This window comes from Paenibacillus hamazuiensis, assembly GCF_023276405.1.
Lineage (GTDB): Bacteria > Bacillota > Bacilli > Paenibacillales > NBRC-103111 > Paenibacillus_AF > Paenibacillus_AF hamazuiensis.
This window is the reverse complement of sequence record NZ_JALRMO010000001.1, coordinates 4664079-4684279: the sequence shown is the minus strand read 5'-3', so window position 1 is coordinate 4684279 and position 20201 is coordinate 4664079. Positions and strand designations below refer to the sequence as shown.

The 20201-nt window shown below is 56.0% G+C and carries 11 protein-coding genes; 9 read left to right on the top strand and 2 right to left on the bottom strand.

The features are described 5' to 3' along the window. Positions 1 to 9 precede the first annotated feature (9 nt). The 8 genes from MYS68_RS20165 to MYS68_RS20130 all read left to right on the top strand — a co-directional run bounded on the left by MYS68_RS20165 (position 10) and on the right by MYS68_RS20130 (position 15031). The gene (locus MYS68_RS20165) at positions 10 to 3576 is read left to right on the top strand and encodes a thermonuclease family protein (RefSeq protein ID WP_248927573.1); all 3567 of its coding nucleotides are present in this window, start codon (positions 10 to 12) and stop codon (positions 3574 to 3576) included. A 27-nt stretch (positions 3577 to 3603) separates the two neighbouring features. After that, positions 3604 to 6489 carry a thermonuclease family protein gene (locus MYS68_RS20160; protein ID WP_248927572.1) on the top strand — a complete coding sequence of 962 codons (2886 nt, stop codon included), beginning with the start codon at positions 3604 to 3606 and terminating at the stop codon, positions 6487 to 6489. A gap of 170 nt (positions 6490 to 6659) precedes the next feature. Next, positions 6660 to 8831, top strand: a complete 2172-nt coding sequence (locus MYS68_RS20155) for a sensor histidine kinase (protein ID WP_248927571.1) — start codon at positions 6660 to 6662, stop codon at positions 8829 to 8831. Between the two features lie 15 nt (positions 8832 to 8846). After that, a complete protein-coding gene (locus tag MYS68_RS20150; RefSeq protein ID WP_248927570.1) occupies positions 8847 to 9494 on the top strand; it encodes a response regulator transcription factor in 648 nt (215 codons plus the stop codon). Positions 9495 to 9661: 167 nt separating this feature from the next. Then, entirely contained in the window at positions 9662 to 10354 is a 693-nt protein-coding gene (locus MYS68_RS20145; RefSeq protein ID WP_248927569.1) for an ABC transporter ATP-binding protein, read from the top strand. Beyond that, entirely contained in the window at positions 10351 to 12837 is a 2487-nt protein-coding gene (locus tag MYS68_RS20140) for an FtsX-like permease family protein (RefSeq protein ID WP_248927568.1), read from the top strand. The genes MYS68_RS20145 and MYS68_RS20140 overlap by 4 nt, the downstream gene beginning before the upstream one ends. Continuing rightward, positions 12830 to 13645, top strand: a complete 816-nt coding sequence (locus tag MYS68_RS20135) for a hypothetical protein (protein WP_248927567.1) — start codon at positions 12830 to 12832, stop codon at positions 13643 to 13645. Before MYS68_RS20140 ends, MYS68_RS20135 begins: the two co-directional genes overlap by 8 nt. A 15-nt stretch (positions 13646 to 13660) precedes the next feature. After that, positions 13661 to 15031 (top strand): DJ-1/PfpI family protein, encoded by a 1371-nt coding sequence (locus MYS68_RS20130; RefSeq protein ID WP_248927566.1) that lies wholly within the window; start codon positions 13661 to 13663, stop codon positions 15029 to 15031. A gap of 14 nt (positions 15032 to 15045) precedes the next feature. On the opposite strand, the gene MYS68_RS20125 is transcribed toward MYS68_RS20130, so the two are convergent. Both MYS68_RS20125 and MYS68_RS20120 read right to left on the bottom strand, forming a co-directional pair. Continuing rightward, positions 15046 to 17976 (bottom strand): alpha-L-rhamnosidase, encoded by a 2931-nt coding sequence (locus MYS68_RS20125; RefSeq protein WP_248927565.1) that lies wholly within the window; start codon positions 17974 to 17976, stop codon positions 15046 to 15048. Positions 17977 to 17991: 15 nt separating this feature from the next. Further along, the gene (locus MYS68_RS20120) at positions 17992 to 18990 is read right to left on the bottom strand and encodes a family 43 glycosylhydrolase (protein ID WP_248927564.1); all 999 of its coding nucleotides are present in this window, start codon (positions 18988 to 18990) and stop codon (positions 17992 to 17994) included. A gap of 207 nt (positions 18991 to 19197) precedes the next feature. Between MYS68_RS20120 and MYS68_RS20115 the strand changes: the two genes are divergently transcribed. Continuing rightward, the gene (locus MYS68_RS20115; RefSeq protein ID WP_275983497.1) at positions 19198 to 20133 is read left to right on the top strand and encodes a dihydrodipicolinate synthase family protein; all 936 of its coding nucleotides are present in this window, start codon (positions 19198 to 19200) and stop codon (positions 20131 to 20133) included. The last annotated feature ends 68 nt before the right edge of the window (positions 20134 to 20201 follow it).

Here is a 20201-nt window from a genome sequence, read left to right as displayed (position 1 = left end):
GACAAATCGATGAAGAAACGAATCAAAAAATTATGGCAAAAAGCGGCTTCCAAAGTCTTAAACACAGCGCTGGGCTTAGGTGTTCTGTTCGGCGGATTTGCCGGAACGGGGTATGCGGATTCTTCCGCATCCCCTTCCTATGATGGAGAAGGTGTCATTTCGGCCTACGCGGCGACCGCGTCACCGCTGACCATCGCCCAGGCTCGCCGGCAAGGCAGCGGGAGCGCCACCGTTCGGGGAGAAGTTGTAGCCGTCTATCCGAAGTCGAACGCCTACATTTACGACGGCACGGCCGGGCTGCGAATTTACGGGAACGAAGCGGCCGGACTCGCCTTGGGCTCGGAAATCGAAATCACCGGCAGCCTGACCGATTATAACGGCGATCTGGAGCTCAAATTTCCGTTCACGATCAATCAGCTGACCGGTAACAGCTACCCGACGGCGCAGCCGCTTGAACTGCCTGTAAATCAAGTGGGCGAAGCGAACGAAGGACAGCTTGTGAAAGTGAAAAACGTCTGGATCACCGGCAACTACAGCAGCGGAGACGGCGGCGTGAACGTCACCGACGGCACAGGCAACCTTGTCGTATATGCGCTCGATCAGCCGGGCTTGAAAACGTATTTGCAAAGTCTGCCTACCGGGCAGAGCAACAAATTCGACATCATCGGCGCGAGCTCGGCATTCCGCAACACGATTCAAATATTCCCGCGCGGCGAGGCGGATATCGCTCCGGCTGGCAGCACCGGAGAGCAGAAAACCCCGGTCCCGTCGGCAGCCAGGATCACCTTTAACAACGACAACCCTGCGGCGGCATCTTTGACAGGCCAATCGGGTGCAGTCGCGGCATCGAGCATCGTAAACATCTACAATAACGCCTCCAGGCAGGTTAAAGTCGGCACGGTCACAGCCGATGCAGGCGGTGCGTTTACGCTCACTTTCAATAACAGTGCGTCGCAGTATTCCTCCGTTTATGTGACCGCCTCCGCAGCCGGAAAAACCGAGAGCGATCCGGTGCAAGTATCGGCGCAAACGAGCGGCGGCGAGTGGTATGAGGTAACGGTGACAAGCATTGCCGACGGCGATACGTTTAATTTTACCCCGACGCTGAATGTCGACGGCAGATCGGTAAGCACCGTCCGCATGCTGAACATCGACACCCCGGAAGTCGCGCAAGCGCCCCATGGCGATCAGTCGACCGAAGTGCTGAAATCGATGATCTCAAACGGCACGGCCGTGAAGCTGAGATTGGACCAAACGAAAGTGGACGTATACGGACGGCTGCTCGCCCACGTTTTCCGCAAAAGCGACAATCTTGACGTGAACAAAGAAATGCTGAGGCAGGGCGCCGCCGTCAACTATTACATTTACCCGAACATGCTTTATTTCGAAGAATACGGGGCTGCCGCCAAGCAAGCTGCGGATGAGGGCAAAGGCATCTGGAACCCGGCTAACCCGCTCTCCAAGCTGCCCTACGAATACCGCGCGGCCGGCTGCTCGGAACGGTACGTGGCCGACTACCGCACCAAGAAATATTACATCCCGAAGCGGTATAAAGAAATTCCGTTCGAATACCGCGTCTTCTTCGGTTCGAACAAGCAGGAGGCCAAAAATGCGGTATACACGCCGATTGATCCTGCCGACCCGAGCCACAATCCGCAGACCGATTGTACTACCGGCCAGCTCAAAACGATTTCCGAACTTCGCGCAAACTGGAATACGGAAGAGACGTACCAGGTAATCGGCGAAGTGACGGCGGTTCATGCGCCGGATCACGCCTTCGTGCAGGATGCGACCGGCGGCATCCACCTGTACGGGAAAATTCCGGACAATCTGGCTGTCGGTCAGGAAGTGAGAGTCGACGGCAACGTACAGGAGTTTTATGGCGACCTGGAATTCAAGAACGCCCGGATTGAAGTATTGACGCAGGATGCCATCCCGACGCCTCAACCGCAAGTGCTCAAACTGAACCAAATTAACGAAGCGACCGAAGGTTCGCTGATCGCCGTGAAGAACGTCTGGCTCACGACTAATTATGATGGCGGCAATGGCGGCGTGTATATGACGGACGATACCGGAGCCCGGGTCGTGTTGTACTCGCCGTTCCAAGGCGGCCCGTTCCTGGACGCGCTGCAGGCGCTGCCGAAAGGCACGCAAAATAAATTCGACGTCATCGGCAACGGCTCCGGCTGGAGCAACATTCGGGAAATTTATCCCCGATCACTCGCCGATATCGTTCCCGCGCAAGGCTCGGATCAAATGACGGCTTCACCGGTTGCCGCCAAGCTGACTTTCAACAATGATAACGCCGCGGCTGCTTCGGTTGCCGGTCAGAGCGGCGCGGTCGTGCCGTCCGCCGCAGTGAAGTTTTACAATAACGTTTCCAAGCAGGTTACGATCGGAACCGTCACGGCGGATGCGAGCGGCGCATTTGCGTTCACGTTCGACAACAGTGCCTCGAAGTATTCGTCCATCTATGTTTCTGCGAAAGCTGCGGGCAAAGAGGAAAGTTATTTGACTCAAGCCACGGCAGGAGGAGCCTCCGGGTCCACCATCGCCCAAGCGCGTCAGCAGGGCAGCGGCAGCGTTACCGTTCGGGGCGAAGTCGTGGCCGTGTATCCGAAATCCAATGCCTACATCTACGACGGCACAGCCGGTCTGCGGATTTACGGCAACGAAGCGGCCGGGCTTACCTTGGGTTCGGAAATCGAGATTACCGGCACTTTGACGGATTACAACGGAGATTTGGAGCTGAAATATCCGTTCACGATCAATCCGCTTTCAGGAAACAACTACCCGACGCCGCAGCCGGTTGAGCTTCCCTTAAATCAGGTAGGCGAAGCAAACGAAGGCCAATTGGTGAAAGTGAAAAACGTCTGGATCACCGGCAACTACAGCAGCGGAGACGGCGGCGTGAACGTCACCGACGGTACGGGAACCATTGTCGTCTATGCGCTCGATCAGCCGAATTTGAAAACGTATCTTCAAAGCCTTCCTACAGGACCAAGCAACAAATTCGATATTGTCGGAGCAAGCTCGGTATTCCGCAGCACGATTCAGATTTTCCCGCGTGGGCAGCAGGATATCGCACCGGCCGGACAGCAGAACGATAAAGGCTCGATCAAAGGTATGGTCAAGGCGGAAGGACGCCCCGTTCACAGTGCGATCGAAGTGGTAGCCAAGCATCGAGGAACGGGCCAGGAAACGAAGGTGACAACCGCAGCAGACGGTTCCTTTGCGATTCAGCAATTGCCGGGCGGCTCCTACACACTCAGTGCAAGCCTCAAGCATTACTTCCCCGTGCAAATGAACGTCACCGTTCAGGCCGGACAAGAAGCGGACGCCGGAAATTTGGCGGATTCCGGAAACGGCGGAACCGCCGACGGAATGATGCGCGCGGGCAACACATATGCGGGCGATCAGGAAGTCAACATCTATGACGCGGCCATTGTCGGCGCCAATATAGGCAAGACGACGACGGAAGCACTTTCCGCGGCGGACATTAACGGCGATGGCGTCGTCAATCAGGCGGATATGGATTTGGTGAAGAAAAACTTCTTCTACAAAAAAGCAAGCTAAATGCAGCAGCTTGGAGGGAAACGCCAAATGAACCGATTCCGAAAATCATCTTTCGGGAAATATGCAGCAATGATTGCCGGTTCCGCTTTGACACTGGGGGTGCTCGTTGCCGGGGCCCCCGGTATTCCCAAAGCGAAAGCGGCCTCGACCGGCGTTATGATTGTGGAAGTGTTTAACGGAGCTGCCGCCGATGATGAATGGATCACGTTGGCCAACGTTGGAACGCAGGATAAGGATTTATCGGGCTGGAAAATCCAGGATTACAGCGGCAGCGGCAAACCGCAGCAAAGCTGGGGTTTGCCCGGCGGCACCGTGATTAAGGCCAAGTCGCTCCTGGTCGTCGAAAGAACCTCCGGCGTTTCCCATGCCGCGGAACATGGGGGCACAACGGTAGTCGGCGGCAACTTCAACATCGCCCGCGACAGCGATAGAGTCGATCTGATCGACTCAAGCGGCAATTTGACGGACGGAATCGCATGGGGCGGATCGAATATAACGGAAGGGTTCAGGCTTGGCGAAAGCATCGGCCAATCGTCCTCTTTCGAACGCCAATCGTTGACGGATACGGACAGTGCAAACGACTGGCAGACGCCGACGACGGAAATCGAATCATGGACATGGGCGCCGCTCGATTTGGTCCCTGATCCGGACGGTCCGTCGGCTCAAGCCGTAACCCCGGCAGACGGCGCAGTGAATGCAGCCGTTGCCGACAATTTGACCGTTGTATTCGATAAACCGGTTAACAAGGGGAAAGGGAGCATCAAGATCAGGAACTTGACGGACAACGCCGAATTTCTCTCCATTCCTGTTCAGGATGCAGCGGTGTCGGTCGGAGGTGACGGCGGCAAGGCGCTGATCGTCAATCCGCCAACCGATTTCGAACCGGGCAAACTATATGAAATCACCGTGCCGGTGGGCGCGGTGAAGGCGGACGGCAAGAAAGGCCCCGCCAAAACATGGTCGTTCACCACAGTGGCAGCCGGCAATACGACGCCGGCTCCGGCAGCGGCGAGAATTGTTTTTGACAATACAACCCCCTCCTCGGCAAAAATGACCGGTTCTAACGGTGCGGTTATGCCGGGCAGCGATGTGAAGCTGTACGGCGCCGCGGATAAGCAGCAGCAGCTGGCATCGGCCAAAGCGGATGCGGGCGGAGCATTTTCGCTCACATGGAACAACGCGGCGGACCTGAAAACGGTCTACCTGACGGCGACGGAGTCCGGCAAAAATGAGAGCGCAGCGGCCGCCATCCATGCCAAGAAGGAAGGCGCGGTTTACGAAGTAACCGTCACTTCCGTTACGGACGGCGATACGGTTCACATCTCGCCTCCCGTACTTGGCGAGACGAGGGTGAGGATGCTCTCGATCGATACGCCCGAGAAATCGTATCAGGGACAATCGCAAGGACAGCATGCGACGGATGCGGCAAACAAGCTTGCCGAGCTTGTCCCGGCAGGCACCAAAATACAGCTGGAGCTCGGAACGGAGTCCAAGGATGCTTACGGAAGGCTGCTCGGACATATCCATAGAAGCTCCGACAATATGGACGTCAATAAGGAAATGATCCGAACCGGGCATGCCGTCATGTATTATATTTGGCCGAATATCGCCTATTTGCCGGAATACAGTGCCGCGGGAAAAGAAGCGAAAGACAACGGCCGAGGAATTTGGAACCCGTCTAACCCTCTGGAGGAGCTTCCTTACGAGTTTCGTTTCCGGGTGGACGGCCGCGGCCCCAACAAATATGTCGGCGATTATACAACCAAGAAATACTACGCTCCGGAAAAGTATAAAAGCATTCCTGTCGAAAATCGCGTTTTTTTCTTCGAAGGCCATGAACCGGCCGCGGCAGGCTACACCAGCGGCGACGGTCAACCGGACATCGGGCTGAAGACCATAGCCGAGGCCAGGAAGGGCAGCGGTGCCGTAAAGGTGCGGGGCGAAGTGACAGCCGTATTTAGCCGCAACGCATGGATTCAGGATACGACGGGCGGGGCGCGCTTGTTCGGAGATGCGGCGTCCAATCTGACCGTAGGGGATGAGGTGGAAGTGATCGGCGCCGCTTCCGAATATAATGGCGATTGGGAGATCAAGGATTTCTCGGCCGTCAAATTGAACGGAGATACGATTCCCCCTCCACAGCCGCTTGAGGTTACGGTCAGCCAGGTCGGGGAAGACAATGAAGGCAAGCTGATCCGCGTGAAAAACGCCTGGATTTCGGACAATTACAATACGTCCGCCGGCGGCGTGTACATTACCGACGGCTCAAGAGCCGTGATCGTCTATGATTTAAACGGAAATTTGAAAAACTTTCTGCAAAATCTCCCGAAAGGGGAAAGCAGCAAATTCGATTTTATCGGACCAAGCTCCGTTTACGGCGATACAAGACAAATGTACATCCGCACGCAGGCGGACGTCATTCCGGCCGGCGGCGAGCCGACGGGTAAAGGTGCCGTTAAGGGGAGCGTCAAAGCGGAAGGGCGATCGAATCATGACGCTATCGAGATCGTAGCGAAGCATCAGGGAACGGGGCAGGAGACCGCAGTCCATCCGGCGGCCGACGGCACCTTTACGATTCAGGCGCTGCCCGAAGGCGCTTATACATTGTCGGCCAAGCTCAAGCACTACTTCTCCTTGCAAACGAACGTCACCGTTCAGGCCGGACAGGAAGCGAACGCCGGAAATTTGGCGGCCGCCGGGAACGGCGGAACCGCCGAAGGAACAATGCGCGCGGGCAATACGTATGCGGGCGATCAGGAAGTTAACATCTACGACGCCGCTATCGTCGGCGCCAATACGGGCAAATCGACGCCGGAAGCGTTATCCGCCGCCGACATCAACGGGGACGGTGCGGTGAACGAAGCGGATCTGGAGCTGGTCAGGAAAAACTTCCTGCACAAGCATGTCAGGTAACTGAAAAAAACGCGGTTTTTCACGAAGCTGAACCGACAAAGCGAGGTCAATACCAGGGAACGACGCAAATATTGCGGGCGTTCCCTGTTTTTTTGCGCGGCGGCCGACCGGCGTTTCGTATATAATGGAGGCAAAAGACGCTGCCTAACTGCTCATAAGGAGAACTTGCCATGATGAACAATATAGATGAAATTCGGGAGCGGGAGGAACGATTCCGGATTATCGCCGAGAATACGTTGGATACGATCGTTTTGGTAAATCGCGAAGCTGTCGTCGAATACGTTTCTCCCTCCATCAAAATGCTGTCCGGCTACAGCGAGGACGAATACGAGGGGATGGATGCTTTTGATATCATTCATCCGGAGGACCGCGACCGCGTACGGGAAATTCATGCGGAAGCGGTGCGGCATAGGAAGAGGGCGGATCTGGAATACAGGATCGTGCATGCCGACGGCCGTGTGATGCATATTGAGGCCCGGGTCAAGCCGGTACTAAACGATATGGGGGAGGTCAAATACGTCGTAGCGGTGGCCAGAGATGTTACAGAGCGGAAAAAGGCTGAGGAGCTGCTCGAGAACATCCTGGACAACGTCAACGCCGCCGTTTGGTCGACCGATAAAGACTTTACCCGCTATACGTTTTGCTCCAGAAGCATGGCGAACATTTCCGGCATCCCCAGGGATGAATTCATCTCTTCGCCGATTCGCCTGCACGATCATATCCATCCCGAGGATAACGAGGCGCTAATGGGTGAAGTGAGGCTGAGGCTCGATCAAGGCTTGCCCGTACGCAGGGCGATCCGGTTCATTCATGTGGAAGGGGAGGAGCGGTGGGGGAGGCTCATCGTCCATCCGTGGCTGAACCATAAAGGAGAGGTCGAACGCCTCGACGGGCTCATCATGGACATAACGGACAAAGTCCGCTCCGAACTGGCTCTGGAGGAGAGCGAGCAAAGGTACAAATCGCTCTTCGAACATAACCTGGACGGCGTTTTTTCCATCGAGCTGAACGGCTTTTATTTTGTCAATGCCAATCCCGCATTCGAATTCATTACAGGCATGAAGCTGGAACGACTGAAGGGGCACTGCTTTTTGGGGGTGATCCATGATGAGGATCATCCGGTCGTATTCGAGTCGCTGCTTAAGGTCATGCAGCAGGGGAAGCCGACGCATACCGAGTGCCGCCTCGTCCGTTCCGGACAGGAGGACAAAATCGTCAGCATCACGTTCGTGCCGATTTTCCTTTCCGGCAGCCTGCACGGCATTCACGGGATCGTAAAGGATATCACGAAGCGGAAAATCGAAGAACGGGAGCTGATCCGAAGCGAGGAACGGTACAAGTTTTTGCAGCAAAGCCTGAGCTCGCTGTCACACGATCTTTCCGCAGTGATGAAGGTGTCGGAGCTGGAGCAGCGGCTTACCGAAGAGGTTAGAGCGGTGCTGCAGGTGGATAGCGTGTCTGTCGAAGAAGTGCCGCGGGGGCAGGAAGCCGCGCTAATGGACTCGCAGGACATGTGGATTCCGATCGGAGAGAAGCGGGAGCCGGTCTATTTGCGCATTGCCATGGGGCATGAGCTGATCAGGATAGAGCGGGAATGGCTGGAGACGGTCGTCCGTTATGTCACGCTGCTCTATGACAACCTTAACTTAATCGAAGACTTGATGAGCCGGATTGAAAGCTTGGCCGCCGCAGGCGATAAGCCGAAATGGATGCTGAGACTTCTATTTAAGCTGTCGGAAAAAGAAAGAGCTTCGCTGTCCGGCGATTTGCACGATTCCGTGCTGCAGGACCTGATTATTTGGTACCGCAAGCTGGAGTCGCTGCGTTCCGCAGGAACCTTCGAGCACAGCACGCAGCAGGAGCTGAAGCAGATCGAAGAAGGCCTCCTGGACGCGATTCATCAGATCCGAATTACCTGCAACGAGCTGCGGCCCCCGTTTCTGCTCAAGCTTGGGCTAGCCGAGTCGTTGAAAAGTCTTTTTGAATATACGAGGATGTTTGCTCATTATGAAATCGAATTCCGATCCGAACCGTCCGGGATTATGCTCGGTGAAGAACAGACGATCGGCATGTACCGTGTCGTTCAAGAGCTGCTTAACAATGCGTCCAAACATTCCAAAGCGGATAAAGTGACGATGTCGCTGAACGGCAGCGGGGAGCAAATCCATTTTTCGTATTCCGATAACGGTGTGGGGATGGATTTGTCCGCATTTGAAGGTTCGTTTCAGCATATGGGCATCGCCGGCATCGAAAAAAGGGTGCAGAGTCTGGAAGGGACCGTCGAGATTTGGTCGGCTCCGCAGCAAGGGTTTCACGTCACGATTCGGCTTCCAAAAATGTAGGGAAAGGTGAGCGAGATGGACATCTTATTGGTTGACGATCACCGTTCGGTGGTGGAAGGTACGAAAATGCTGATCGAATCCGAGCCGGGCATGAAGGTCACTATCGAAACCGATGTGTATAAAGTGCCCGACCTGGTTCGGCTGAAGAAGTTCGACGTCATGCTGTTCGATTTGTATATGCCGAATATGAACGGCGCCGATTTGGCGCGTAAAATTTTGGAGTACGTTCCGGACGCCATGATTCTTATTTATTCCGGCTTCGAAATTGCGCCGCATTTCAACCTGCTGATGGAGTCGGGCGTGTCCGGCTTCATTTCCAAAACGTCGACCCGGGAGCAGCTGATCCAGGCGATCCGCTGCGCCGCGAGGAACGAGGCGGTCGTGCCGGTCCGGCTTCTCAGGCAGCTCAGACGTCAGGAGATAGTCGTGCAGAGCGAGACGGGGAGCGAGGAAACGACGATCACGCAGGAGGAGGAGAAGCTGCTCCGGGAGCTGGCCAAAAGCAAGAGCAACAAGGAGATCGCGAAAACGTTGATGATCAGCCAGCGATCGCTTGAGTACAGCTTGACGGGGTTATTTCAGAAGCTGAACGTCGGCTCCAGAGTGGAGGTTATCAAGAAAGCGAAAAGCTTGGGAATTCTTCCCGCAGAGGATCTATATTAAACGAAAGACTGGTCGCGGCGGCCGGTCTTCTTTTTTTGCGCGAAAGGCGCAAATATTTGCGGACGGGGATGCATCGTTTGCGCGTTCGGCTGCCGCCTCGCGGTTTATGATGATTTCATGACAGAGAAGTCGCAGAAAACATCGGATGACCGGGAGGGCTATCAATCATGATCAAGCTTGAAAAAGTAACCAAAATATTCGCTTTGGAAGCGGGCAGCTACACCGCGCTGCAGGAGACCGATCTTCATATTCGGAAAGGCGAATTTATCGCCATCATGGGGCCAAGCGGCTCGGGGAAAAGCACCTTGCTGCAGTTGATCGGGGGCCTCGACCTGCCGACCGCCGGAAGCATTACCGTCGGCGGCATTCGCTTGGACGAATTAAGCGAGAAGGAACGGACATTGTTTCGCCGTACGATGGTCGGTTTCGTGTTCCAAAACTACCAGCTGCTTCCGATGATGACGGTTGCGGAAAATGTCGCTCTTTCCCTGGCGGCCGGCAAAACGCCGAAAGCACAGATCGATTCGACCGTGGAGCAGCTGCTCCGACAGGTCAATCTGGAAGGGAAGGCAGCGAATTTTCCGTCTCAGCTTAGCGGCGGACAGCAGCAGCGCGTGGCTATCGCCAGAGCGCTGGCGATGAAGCCGGGGCTGATTCTGGCCGACGAACCTACGGGAAATTTGGACCGAAAAAACGGTCAGGACATTCTCCACTTGTTATCCCGTTTGAACAAGGAAGACCACATGACCGTGGTGATGGTCACCCACGACCGGCACGCCGCAGAAACGGCGGATCGCATTATCGTACTTAGGGACGGAGCTGTGGTTGATTCGGCAGCGAAAGGAGTGGAACTCCATTGAACAGCTGGCAAATTGCATGGCGCAATCTGATGCGCCGAAAGCTGCGGACGCTGCTGACCGTGATGTCGATCGTGATCGGCGTAGCTTCCACCTTCGGGGTTATCGCTTCCGTCGATTCCGCGAAGAAAGCTTTCCCGCTTTATTTGAAAGCGGCCTTCGGCAAGGCGGATTATACGCTCAACGGAACCGAGGCATACTTCCCGGAAGAGGTGTACGGAGAAGCGCAGAAGCTGCCGAATTCGGTATCCGTTGCCGCGCTGAAACAAAATGCGAAGCTGCATTTGGAGCAGGATGGTTTGACGGCGATTCAAAAGAGGGTCGAGCTGAAAGGATACAGCCGCCTGGATACGGCACTCACCCAGTTCGATCTGATCAAGGGCGATTTAAATGCGGGGGGAGCGGTCATTACCGACCGAACCGCCAAGGTGTGGAAGGCCGATATAGGCGGGACGATCGCGTTCGATACCGACAACGGCGTGAAGACGATCGAAGTAACGGCCATCGTCAAGTATACGGCCGAACTAATGGGACCCTCTAGTTGGGGGATGGCCAAATACCATCCATGGGCGGTTGCCGTTCCGTTAACGGTTGTCCAGAATTGGTTCGGATTGTCCGGCAAAATCGAAAGCGTGCAGATCAAGGCGCTGCCCGGCCTTGACGCCGCAGCGGCGGCGCAGCAGGCGGACGGGCTGGCAAGACGATACGGCAATATCTACATGCAGCCTGTCATTCTTGATTTCGATTCGCAGTTTAGAGACGCGGACACGTTTTTCTTCGCGTTGTACATCGCCGGTTTCCTCGGCATCGCATTGAGTGCGTTTGTTATTTTTAATTCCCTGTACACGACGGTGCATGAGCGAAAGAAAGAGTTCGCCGTGCTGAAGACGATCGGCTATACGCCGGAGCAGCTGCGCGCATTTGTTTTGTTCGAGGTACTGCTGCTGTCATTCGTGGGAACGGCGGCAGGGCTGCTCATCGGGTATGGCCTCGCCCTTCTTCTGAAGTCCGTCATCTTTGCACTGTTCAGCGTCCATGATGCGGGCGGCATGGTGCTTGTTAAAGGGCTCGCCGTTTCCGTACTTGCGGGCGTGGCGATACCGGTGGCGGTTTCCTTATACCCGATGCGCAAGGCCGGGCAGGTCAGCGTCATTGCCGTGCTGAAGGAGAACCGCGCGGAGCCGGCTCCGTTCCGTTACTGGCCGGGTGTAATCGGGTTGCTGCTGATTGCGGCGGCTTTTCAAATCAAACATTTGCTTATGATTTTGCCGATGCTGGCTGGCTTCGCCCTCGTATTTCCTTACCTGTTCAAGATGTTCGTTTTGCTGCTGAAGCCGCTGTATACCCGGCTGGCCGGTTTTAACGGGCAGGTCTCCGCACGCAATCTAACGCGGAATATGAATCGTTCATCCATGACCTCCGTTATTCTTTGTCTGGGCATAGCGATGATTCTTCTGATGAGCTCCCTGAATTCCGCTGTGGTGCAAACCTACGAAAGGGCCATTTATTCTTCTTACGGCGGAAATCTGGATGTGATGTTTCATCATACGGAAAAGACGGATTTGGAGAAGCTGCGGGCCATTGACGGCGTAGCGGACGCGCAAACTTATCCGCTGCAGTCCGCCGTCTGGAATTTGCAGGGTCAAAAACGCAAGCTTCCGGTATACGGCGTCGGCGCGGATTGGATCGACCGGTTCCCGTTATTTGCGGTCCAAGGCACTTCGCACAGCGCTTTGATCCGGGCATTGGGGAATAATGAGATCCTCCTGGACAGATTAGCTTACGGAGCATGGGGTGGCAGCGTAGGAGAGAGCATTTCGCTGGAAACGCTGCAAGGCGTTCAATCCTTCAAAGTAGCCGGTGTCGTCGATACGATGAAAAATAGCGGCTACGGGGCGTTTATGAACGAAAACGGCTTTAGAGAACACTTCGGACTCAAATTCGAAAGAAATGCTCTCGTGCTTAGGAAAGAAAACGCGTCTCCGCTGCAAATAAGGGAAAATATTTATAACGAATTCGGCATCCGCATTGAGAAAATGTTCGGCCCCGAAGATATTGCATCGGTCGTCGGTTCTACGCTGACCGGATCCTTCAGCGTCATCAATTTTTTGATCGTCCTGTCTATCGTCATCTCGGGGATCGGGATTACGAATACGCTGATGATGAGCATTATGGAGCGGATTCGGGAGCTTGCCATGATGCGTGCGGTAGGCGTTACGCGCGGCCAGATCGTTCGCATCGTCGTACTCGAAGGTTTCGGCATCGGGCTTGCCGCAACCGCGATCGGATGTGCCTTCGGAATGCTGCTTATCTACGTGACGTCGACATTTCTTGAAATCCATTCGTTAACCTACCGGTTCGGCGTTTCCGGAATCATCCTTGCCGCCGTCGGATCGTTCGGGATGATCGTCAGTCTGCTCTCCAGTTTCACGCCGGCGTCGAGAGCCGCCAAAACCAATTTAAGCGAGGCGCTTCGTTATGAGTAAAAAATATATCGTCATTTTGTTCGGACTGCTGCTCTGCGTGCTGGTATCGGCGTGCGGAGCGGAACCTTCCTGGGAGAGCGGTAAAGTGACCGAAGCCGCTCCCAAGTTGTCTTCGGAGAATGTGCAGGCGAAATGGACTTTGAACGGCGGGGAGCTTCCCGCCGCCGGCAAGGAGACGCGAATTCAGCTGCAAATTGCGAAAAACGACGGGGCTGCAATCGAACAATTCGAAACGAACCATGAGAAGCTGCTCCATCTGATCGTCATCAGCAAGGATTTATCTTATTTCAATCACGTTCATCCGAGCTATAAGGGGGATGGAACATTCGAGATCGGGAATGTGTTCCCCGCGGGCGGCGAGTATCGGCTGATTGCCGATTTCCAGCCGTCCGGCGGCGATTCGATGACCAAGATGACCTGGACGCGAATCGGAGGGGAACAAACCAAGCCGGCACCGGTTGTGCCGGACAAAGAGCTGGTCCAAGTCGCGGAAGGGAAACGGGTTGCTTTATCCATAGACCGGCTCGAAGCGAAGACGGAGTCGAAGCTGGTGTTTTCGTTCTCCGATGAACGGACCGGAGAGCCGATTTCCGACTTGGAGCCGTATCTCGGGGCGATCGGGCACGTCGTCATTTTGTCGGAGGATGGAGAGCGGTATTTGCACGTTCATGCGGAAGAAGGTCAAACGGCGGGGCCGGAGGCTGTGTTTGAGACGGCGTTCCCGCAAAGCGGAACCTATAAGATTTGGGGCCAGTTTCAAAGGGCTCGGCAAGTGTTTACCGTCGCTTATGTCATAAAAGTACCTTAAAGGAGATGATTGCAGTTGAAAAGGATACTATCCCGAATCGTCGTTTATATTACCGTGACCGCCTTAATTGTGGCTGGGGTTGCCGCTTTCGGCTATTTCGGTTCGCAAAAAGCTTTCTGGCTGGCGCTTCGTGAGGAGCCCGTTCCTTCCCTGCAAAACGTGCAGAAACCGAAATACGATCCGGCAAAACCGACCGTTGCCGTTTTGCTCGGAAATGAAATTACGGAAGGACTTGATTTTACGATTCCGTACCAATTGTTTTCGATGACCGGCGCTTATAATGTGTATGCCGTTGCCGCGGATAACCGGGTGAAGTCGCTTTCCGGCGGCTTGGACGTCGTACCGCATTACTCGGTTCAGGAGCTGGATGATCTGCTGGGCAAAAGCGCCGACATTATTGTCATTCCGTTCATGACCGTAAACGATCCGAAGAAGTACGAGCCTCTCCGTGAGTGGATCATTACGCACAAGGAAACGACACTGCTGAGCATTTGCTCAGGAGCGGACAATTTGGCCGCGACCGGGTTGTTAAACGGCAAGCTCGCGGCGTCTCACTGGCAAACGATGTGGATCCTTCCCAAGAAATATCCGGAAGTGAACTGGCAAAGAGACAAGCGTTATGTGACGAATGCCGATAAAATCATTACTTCGGCCGGCATTTCTTCGGGAATCGACGCCGTTCTTTATGTCATTTCGCAAAAGCTGGGCGAGCCGGCGGCGGCAAAGGTGGCGCAGGAAATGAATTACCCTTCCTACCATTTCCTGAAAAATCCGACCGTAGAACCGTTTTATATGGATTACCGTTTTGCGACCTATGTTTTGAACAACGCTTTTCAATGGAATAAAACAAAGGCCGGCGTGCTGCTCTACAACGGCTTGGAGGAAATGGCCCTCGCCTCCGTTTTCGATATTTATTCCGATACCGGCACGACGCGGGTTCTTTCCGTAGCGGGCTCGGATCAGCCCGTCGTAACGCGGCACGGCCTGAACGTGCTTTCCCGGTATACGCTGGCCGAGATGCCGGCGGTAGACAAAATGATCGTGCCGGGCATCAAGGCCAAGACGCTGGCTGCGGAAGAGATCGCAAGCTGGAACGAAAAAGCGAATCGCATTGCGCTTCAGTTCGTGCACGCCGACAGCCCGAACCGGTTTTTGTTCGAGGTTCAGCTCGAAGATTTGGCGAAGCAGGAAGATCTTCTGACCGCCAAGCATGCCGTAAAGCGGCTCGAATACAGGGCTGACGATATCTATCTCGAAGGCAAGCCGTTCCCGTACGAAACCTATGGCACGCTGCTTCTGACCTTGGTGGGGGCTGGTCTTATCGCGTTTTTGGCGGACAGACGATTTATCGCGAAGCGTGCTTTGCGTGCCGCAGCAGGACGGTGATACAAATGTATCGTCTATCGCCCGGTTGCCGGGAGGCTATTTTGCTCCGCTTCGCCGTGTTCCTTTACCGCAAACCGGTATTGCCCCGAACCGACGCGGATCGCCAGCTCGCCTTCCGCGATGCAGGCGGATTCGATGCCCGGCGCCTCCGCATAGGGGACGCCGTTTTCTTCGACGAATATGTTGAAGTCGACGTCAGTCCGATCCGCCTCCTGATCGAACGCTTCGACAGGAAAGTACACATCGGCCGTACAATTGGCAGGGATGTCCACGCTGATTGACAGGTGCTTTCGGTCTGTGCGACGCCAAGCGACGCGAACCCGGCCTGAGGGGAGCCGGTGCTCGGCTTTGACCTCTTCCATACTGTTCAAGAAGGCCGGTCGGATGACCAATTGATACGTTTCGGAAACGGGATCGAACCGGTAATCGATGCCGGCAAGATAAACATACAGCCACTCCTCCAAATGGCCGAGCATAAAATGGTTTTGCGATTTGCCGACGGTCGGGCCATCCCATGCTTCCGTCAGCGTTGTTGCGCCGTGAACGATCTGGTAGCCGTAGCTCGGATGATCGGTTTGCCGGCTCATCTCGTAAATGACGTCCGAACGGTTATTCGTCGCGAGCGCCAGCAGCACGTAGCGGTGCCCGACATCTCCGGCCGTCGTATGGTATCCCCGCTGGCGAATGTCCTTCAGCAGCCGGGAAAGCACCGCTTCCCGGTGAGGCTCATCCGCAAGCCCAAGCACAAGCGGCATCGCCTGGGAAGATTGGCTGCCGGTGGCGTATTTGGCCGATTCCCGGTCGAAAAAAGCGGCGGCGAACGCCGATTTGACGCGTTCCCGCAAATCGGTGTACCGCTTGGCATCCTCATGACGTCCGAGCAGCTCCGTGATTTGCGCAAATACGTCGACCATATGGAAAAACATTGCCGTTTCCGTATGGGATACGGGTGTGTTCTGGGCGAATCCGGGCGTTTCCGGGCCGGCGTCGTACCAATCCCCAAGCCCTTGGCGGACGATCAAACCGTCCGATTGCGCGGTCACATAATCGATATACGCCTTCATGCCTTCATAATGCTCGGACAAAATCCGGATGTTGCCGTAGCGGGAAAACATATGCCAGCCTGTCAGCACATAGGCGGCGCCCCAAGAAACGGAATCGCGGAACATGCGCCACTCGTCTGCAAACTTCACATATTCGGGAGCGGTAGTGGGCACCATCCCGCCGGGCAGCTGGGCATCGCGGATATCCTCCATCGTTTTCGTCAGCAGCGGTTCGATTCCGTAATTGTAAGCGACGGCCGGGCCCATCAGATGGACCTGCTCCAGCCACCCGAGCTTTTCCCGGTGCGGGCAGTCGGTAAATATGCTTTTCATATTGCTCAGCATCGCCCAGTTGATGATCTCGTGCGTCCGGTTCAGCATCGCGTCCGAGCTCTCGAAGCTGCCTGCCGCCGGCGCATCGGGATAAATCATCCGGCCTTCGATGCGCAGCAGAACGGCGCCGCTTGAATCGGCGGAAGCGGAAGTATCGCCGGCGGCACTGCGCGCAGCCTCGGCAGGGACCACATCGACAACGCCGACAACTCCATCGGCTCCGGCTGCACTGCTATCCTCACTGGCCCATCCATCGGCTCCGACTGCGCCGCTATCCTCGCTGGTCCAGCCGGCGGGAACGGCGCCCTGAATTTGCACATAGCGAAAGCCGTAGTAGCTGAAGCGTGGAGACCAGCGCTCTTCCGTTCCGCTTCCGCTTAAGGTGTAGATGAAGCGGCAGGGGGAACCGGTCCATTTCTGGTTCGCCGTTCCATCATCCTTGAGCAGCTCGGCGGGGGTTAGGACCACCTGCGCGCCTGCCGGGCCGGTTACGGTAATTTCCGCCCAGCCCGAGAAATTTTGTCCGAAATCGGCTACATATACGCCGGGAGCAGGCTGCGATATGCTCACCGGCCGGAACCGTTTCATCACCTTCAGCGGATCGGTCGCCTGCGCTTTCAGCTTCCCGGCGGGGGGAACGACCTCGGCGGCGCTCCTCCAGGCGCCGTTTACGCCAAAGCCGGGCCGGTCCCAGCCGGCCTGCTCGCGGCGCGCGTCGAAGTCTTCGCCTCCGTAGACGCAGGAGAAGGTGATCGGCCCGGAAGCGGTCATCCAGCCTCGATCGCTGGCGATCGTGAGGCGGGTGCCGTCGGTATAAGCGATTTCAAGCTGAATGAGGCACCGCGGCGTGCCGAACGAGCCTTTGAATTTCGCGTAGCGGCCGCCTGGAACATGAAAAAATCCGTTTCCGAGCATGATGCCGACCGCATTGGCGCCTTGCGTCAAATATTCGGTGACGTCGTACACGCAGTACAGGCATGTTTTGTTGTAGTCGGTCCATCCGGGCTCAAGCACGCTGTCGCCGACCTTGCTGCCGTTCAGGCGCAGCTCGAAGTGTCCAAGCCCGCAAATGTAAGCGCGGGCCTGTGCCACCGGCTTATCCAGCGTAAAATCGCGCCGGAACAGAGGCAGCGGAGGCCGCTCGCCTGGCGCTTTGCCGGGCTCGTGCACCTCGTCCGGGGCGGACAACCCGGCTGGCTCGCCGATCCAGCGGGCGGACCAGTCGCTTTCGTGCAGCAGCCCCATTTCCCACCAGGCGGTGGGGCTTTCCGTCATCCGGCCGTGCCGGTCCCACAGCCGGACGCTCCAATAATAGCGCACGCGCGAACGCAGCGGCGGCCCTTCGTACAAAACGTGCACGTTCCTCCGGCTTGCCCGCGTGCCGCTGTCCCAAATGTCGCCGATTCCGCGCCGCGCGTTTTCTTCGCTTTCCGACACGATAATGCGGTAAGCCGATTGCATCTGACCGCGCTCCGGAGAGGGCCGGAAGCTCCAGGAGAACGCCGGCTGCAGGACGTCGACCCCGAGCGGGCATGTTTTGCTTTCCACAAACATTTCATCGATATACATTGGTTCGAATCCCCCTTATGGCAACGGACGGGAGGCAGCTACGGTGATCGTGCGGAACTCCTTGCCCCAGTTTTTCGTCGGATCGCCTTCCTTGTATTTGCGGGAGGCGCAGTAGAAGTGATAAAGCACGCCGTTATGTGTAATGACGGACGGCTTATGGGCGAAAATCTCATCGACGCTGCCTTCTTCGCCGACGCGGATGATCGGCTCCGGGTATTTCTCCCAATGCAGCAGGTCCCGCGAAATGGCGATACCCTCCTGCGCCTGCTTGTAGTTGTAGCCGAAGAAGTACATGACCCACCCGTCTTTGTCCCGCAGCACGCACGGATCGCTGACGAAGCCGGAGTCCCAGGCGTCCGGCGTGACACGCAGCACGGGGTTGTTTTCATACCGCCGCCAGTTCGTCAGATCTTTGGAAAAAGCGACGCCGGTCTGTTCGATCCATCGGCCGGTATTCGTGTTTTTCGCGTTGTAAAACAAATAAAAGGTACCTTCATGCTCGATCAGGCATTCCTTGTACAATCCGCCCTGCTCCCAGTCGGCTCCGTCCTCCGGAACGAGGATCGGCTCCGCAAGCCTGTGCCAGGTGAGCAAATTCTCGTCTTCGCACCAGGCGAGTCCGATTTTCGCCGAGCCTTTCTCGTATCCGAACTCGGGGTAAGCGTGGTAGACGAGCCAATATTTATCGTTCCATTTCTTCAGCACCGGCGCAGCGTCGATCCGGTTTTCCTTCAGAATCCATGTGCCCGCGATGTTTTTCGCATCCCAGTCGGAGCCTTCGTCGCGCCGCAAAATGACGCTCAGATGCTCAAAGTGAAGCAAATCGTCGCTTACGGCCAACGCGGTCTGGTAGCCGGTACCGTCAAATCCGACGTACATCATGTAAAATTTCCCTTTATGCTGAAAAACGAACGGGCAGTCGACCGCCCGCTCGTCAAAACGGCCCGGAATGCCCGATCCGACAAGAACCGGCTTGCCCCATTTATAGGGGGTCAGATACGGCTCGATATTCATTATCGCTGGCTCCTTTGCTTTTTTGGTGGATTTGTTCCTAGAGTACAATCTTACATTTTCGCGAATTGGGGGTAATCGAATCCGATATATAGGCCGATCGTATCGTCAGCCCCGGGATGCATTGACACCGTTTGCATGCGGACGTAGGATGAGGGAAAACCGGAGGATTTTGGCGGGAAAAAGGAGGCGGAGCGAATTGCGGCCGATATGAATATACCGAATGGGGTTTGGCCCACGATGATCACCCCTTTTACGGACGGCGGGGAGGTCGATTACGAAGCGCTCGGACGGCTTGTCGATTGGTACATAGCCGAAGGCGTTCACGGCTTGTTTGCGGTATGCCAGTCGAGCGAAATGTTCTTCTTAAGTTTGAAGGAAAGGGAGAGCATCGCGCGGTTCGTCGTGGAAAAAGCGGCCGGCCGCGTCCCGGTCATAGCCTCGGGGCATATTTCCGACGGCTTCGAACAGCAGGCCGAGGAGCTTCGGCGGATGGCGGCGACCGGAGTGGAAGCGGTCGTCATCGTCAGCAACCGGCTGGCCGGCCCCGATGAATCGGACGAGATATGGCTGAGCCGCGCACAGCAGCTCATTGAAGCGGTGCCGGACGTGCCGTTCGGCATTTACGAATGCCCTTATCCGTACAAACGGCTGATGACGCCGCGGATGCTGAGCTGGTGCGCGGACACGGGCCGGTTTTGGTTCCTCAAGGATACGTGCTGCGATCTGAGCAAAATCGCCGAAAGGCTCGATGCGGTGAAGGGAAGCCCGCTGAAAATTTTCAATGCGAATTCCGCTACGCTGCTGGAATCGCTAAGGCTCGGCGCAGCCGGCTTCAGCGGCGTGATGGCGAATTTTCACCCCGATCTTTACGTGCGGCTTACGGAGCGGTGGAGGGAGGAGCTCGAGGCCGCGGAAACGATTCAGGCGTTTGTCGGGGCGGCGTCGCTGATCGAGCTTCAAATGTACCCGGTCAATGCGAAATACCATTTGCAAAGCCTGGGGCTGCCGCTGTCGATTCGCTGCCGTTCGAAGGATGCCGGCGCGTTTGCGGAAAATCACCGGCTCGAGGTGAACCAGTTGGACGCTCTGTACCGGCTCGTCAAGGGGCGCTTGGAGGCGGCGGTTTCGGACATTGTAAGGTAGTGCGGTGAAACAAAGAGTGCGGTGGAAAAACCAAGCAGACGAAAAGGGTTTGTTTTCATCAACACGGT

Coding starts and splice junctions, on each gene's coding strand:
- MYS68_RS20120 (WP_248927564.1), bottom strand. CDS start 18,990: ATGAATATCGAGCCGTATCTGACCCCCTATAAATGGGGCAAGCCGGTT.
- MYS68_RS20160 (WP_248927572.1), top strand. CDS start 3,604: ATGAACCGATTCCGAAAATCATCTTTCGGGAAATATGCAGCAATGATT.
- MYS68_RS20155 (WP_248927571.1), top strand. CDS start 6,660: ATGATGAACAATATAGATGAAATTCGGGAGCGGGAGGAACGATTCCGG.
- MYS68_RS20145 (WP_248927569.1), top strand. CDS start 9,662: ATGATCAAGCTTGAAAAAGTAACCAAAATATTCGCTTTGGAAGCGGGC.
- MYS68_RS20125 (WP_248927565.1), bottom strand. CDS start 17,976: ATGTATATCGATGAAATGTTTGTGGAAAGCAAAACATGCCCGCTCGGG.
- MYS68_RS20150 (WP_248927570.1), top strand. CDS start 8,847: ATGGACATCTTATTGGTTGACGATCACCGTTCGGTGGTGGAAGGTACG.
- MYS68_RS20115 (WP_275983497.1), top strand. CDS start 19,198: ATGAATATACCGAATGGGGTTTGGCCCACGATGATCACCCCTTTTACG.
- MYS68_RS20165 (WP_248927573.1), top strand. CDS start 10: ATGAAGAAACGAATCAAAAAATTATGGCAAAAAGCGGCTTCCAAAGTC.
- MYS68_RS20135 (WP_248927567.1), top strand. CDS start 12,830: ATGAGTAAAAAATATATCGTCATTTTGTTCGGACTGCTGCTCTGCGTG.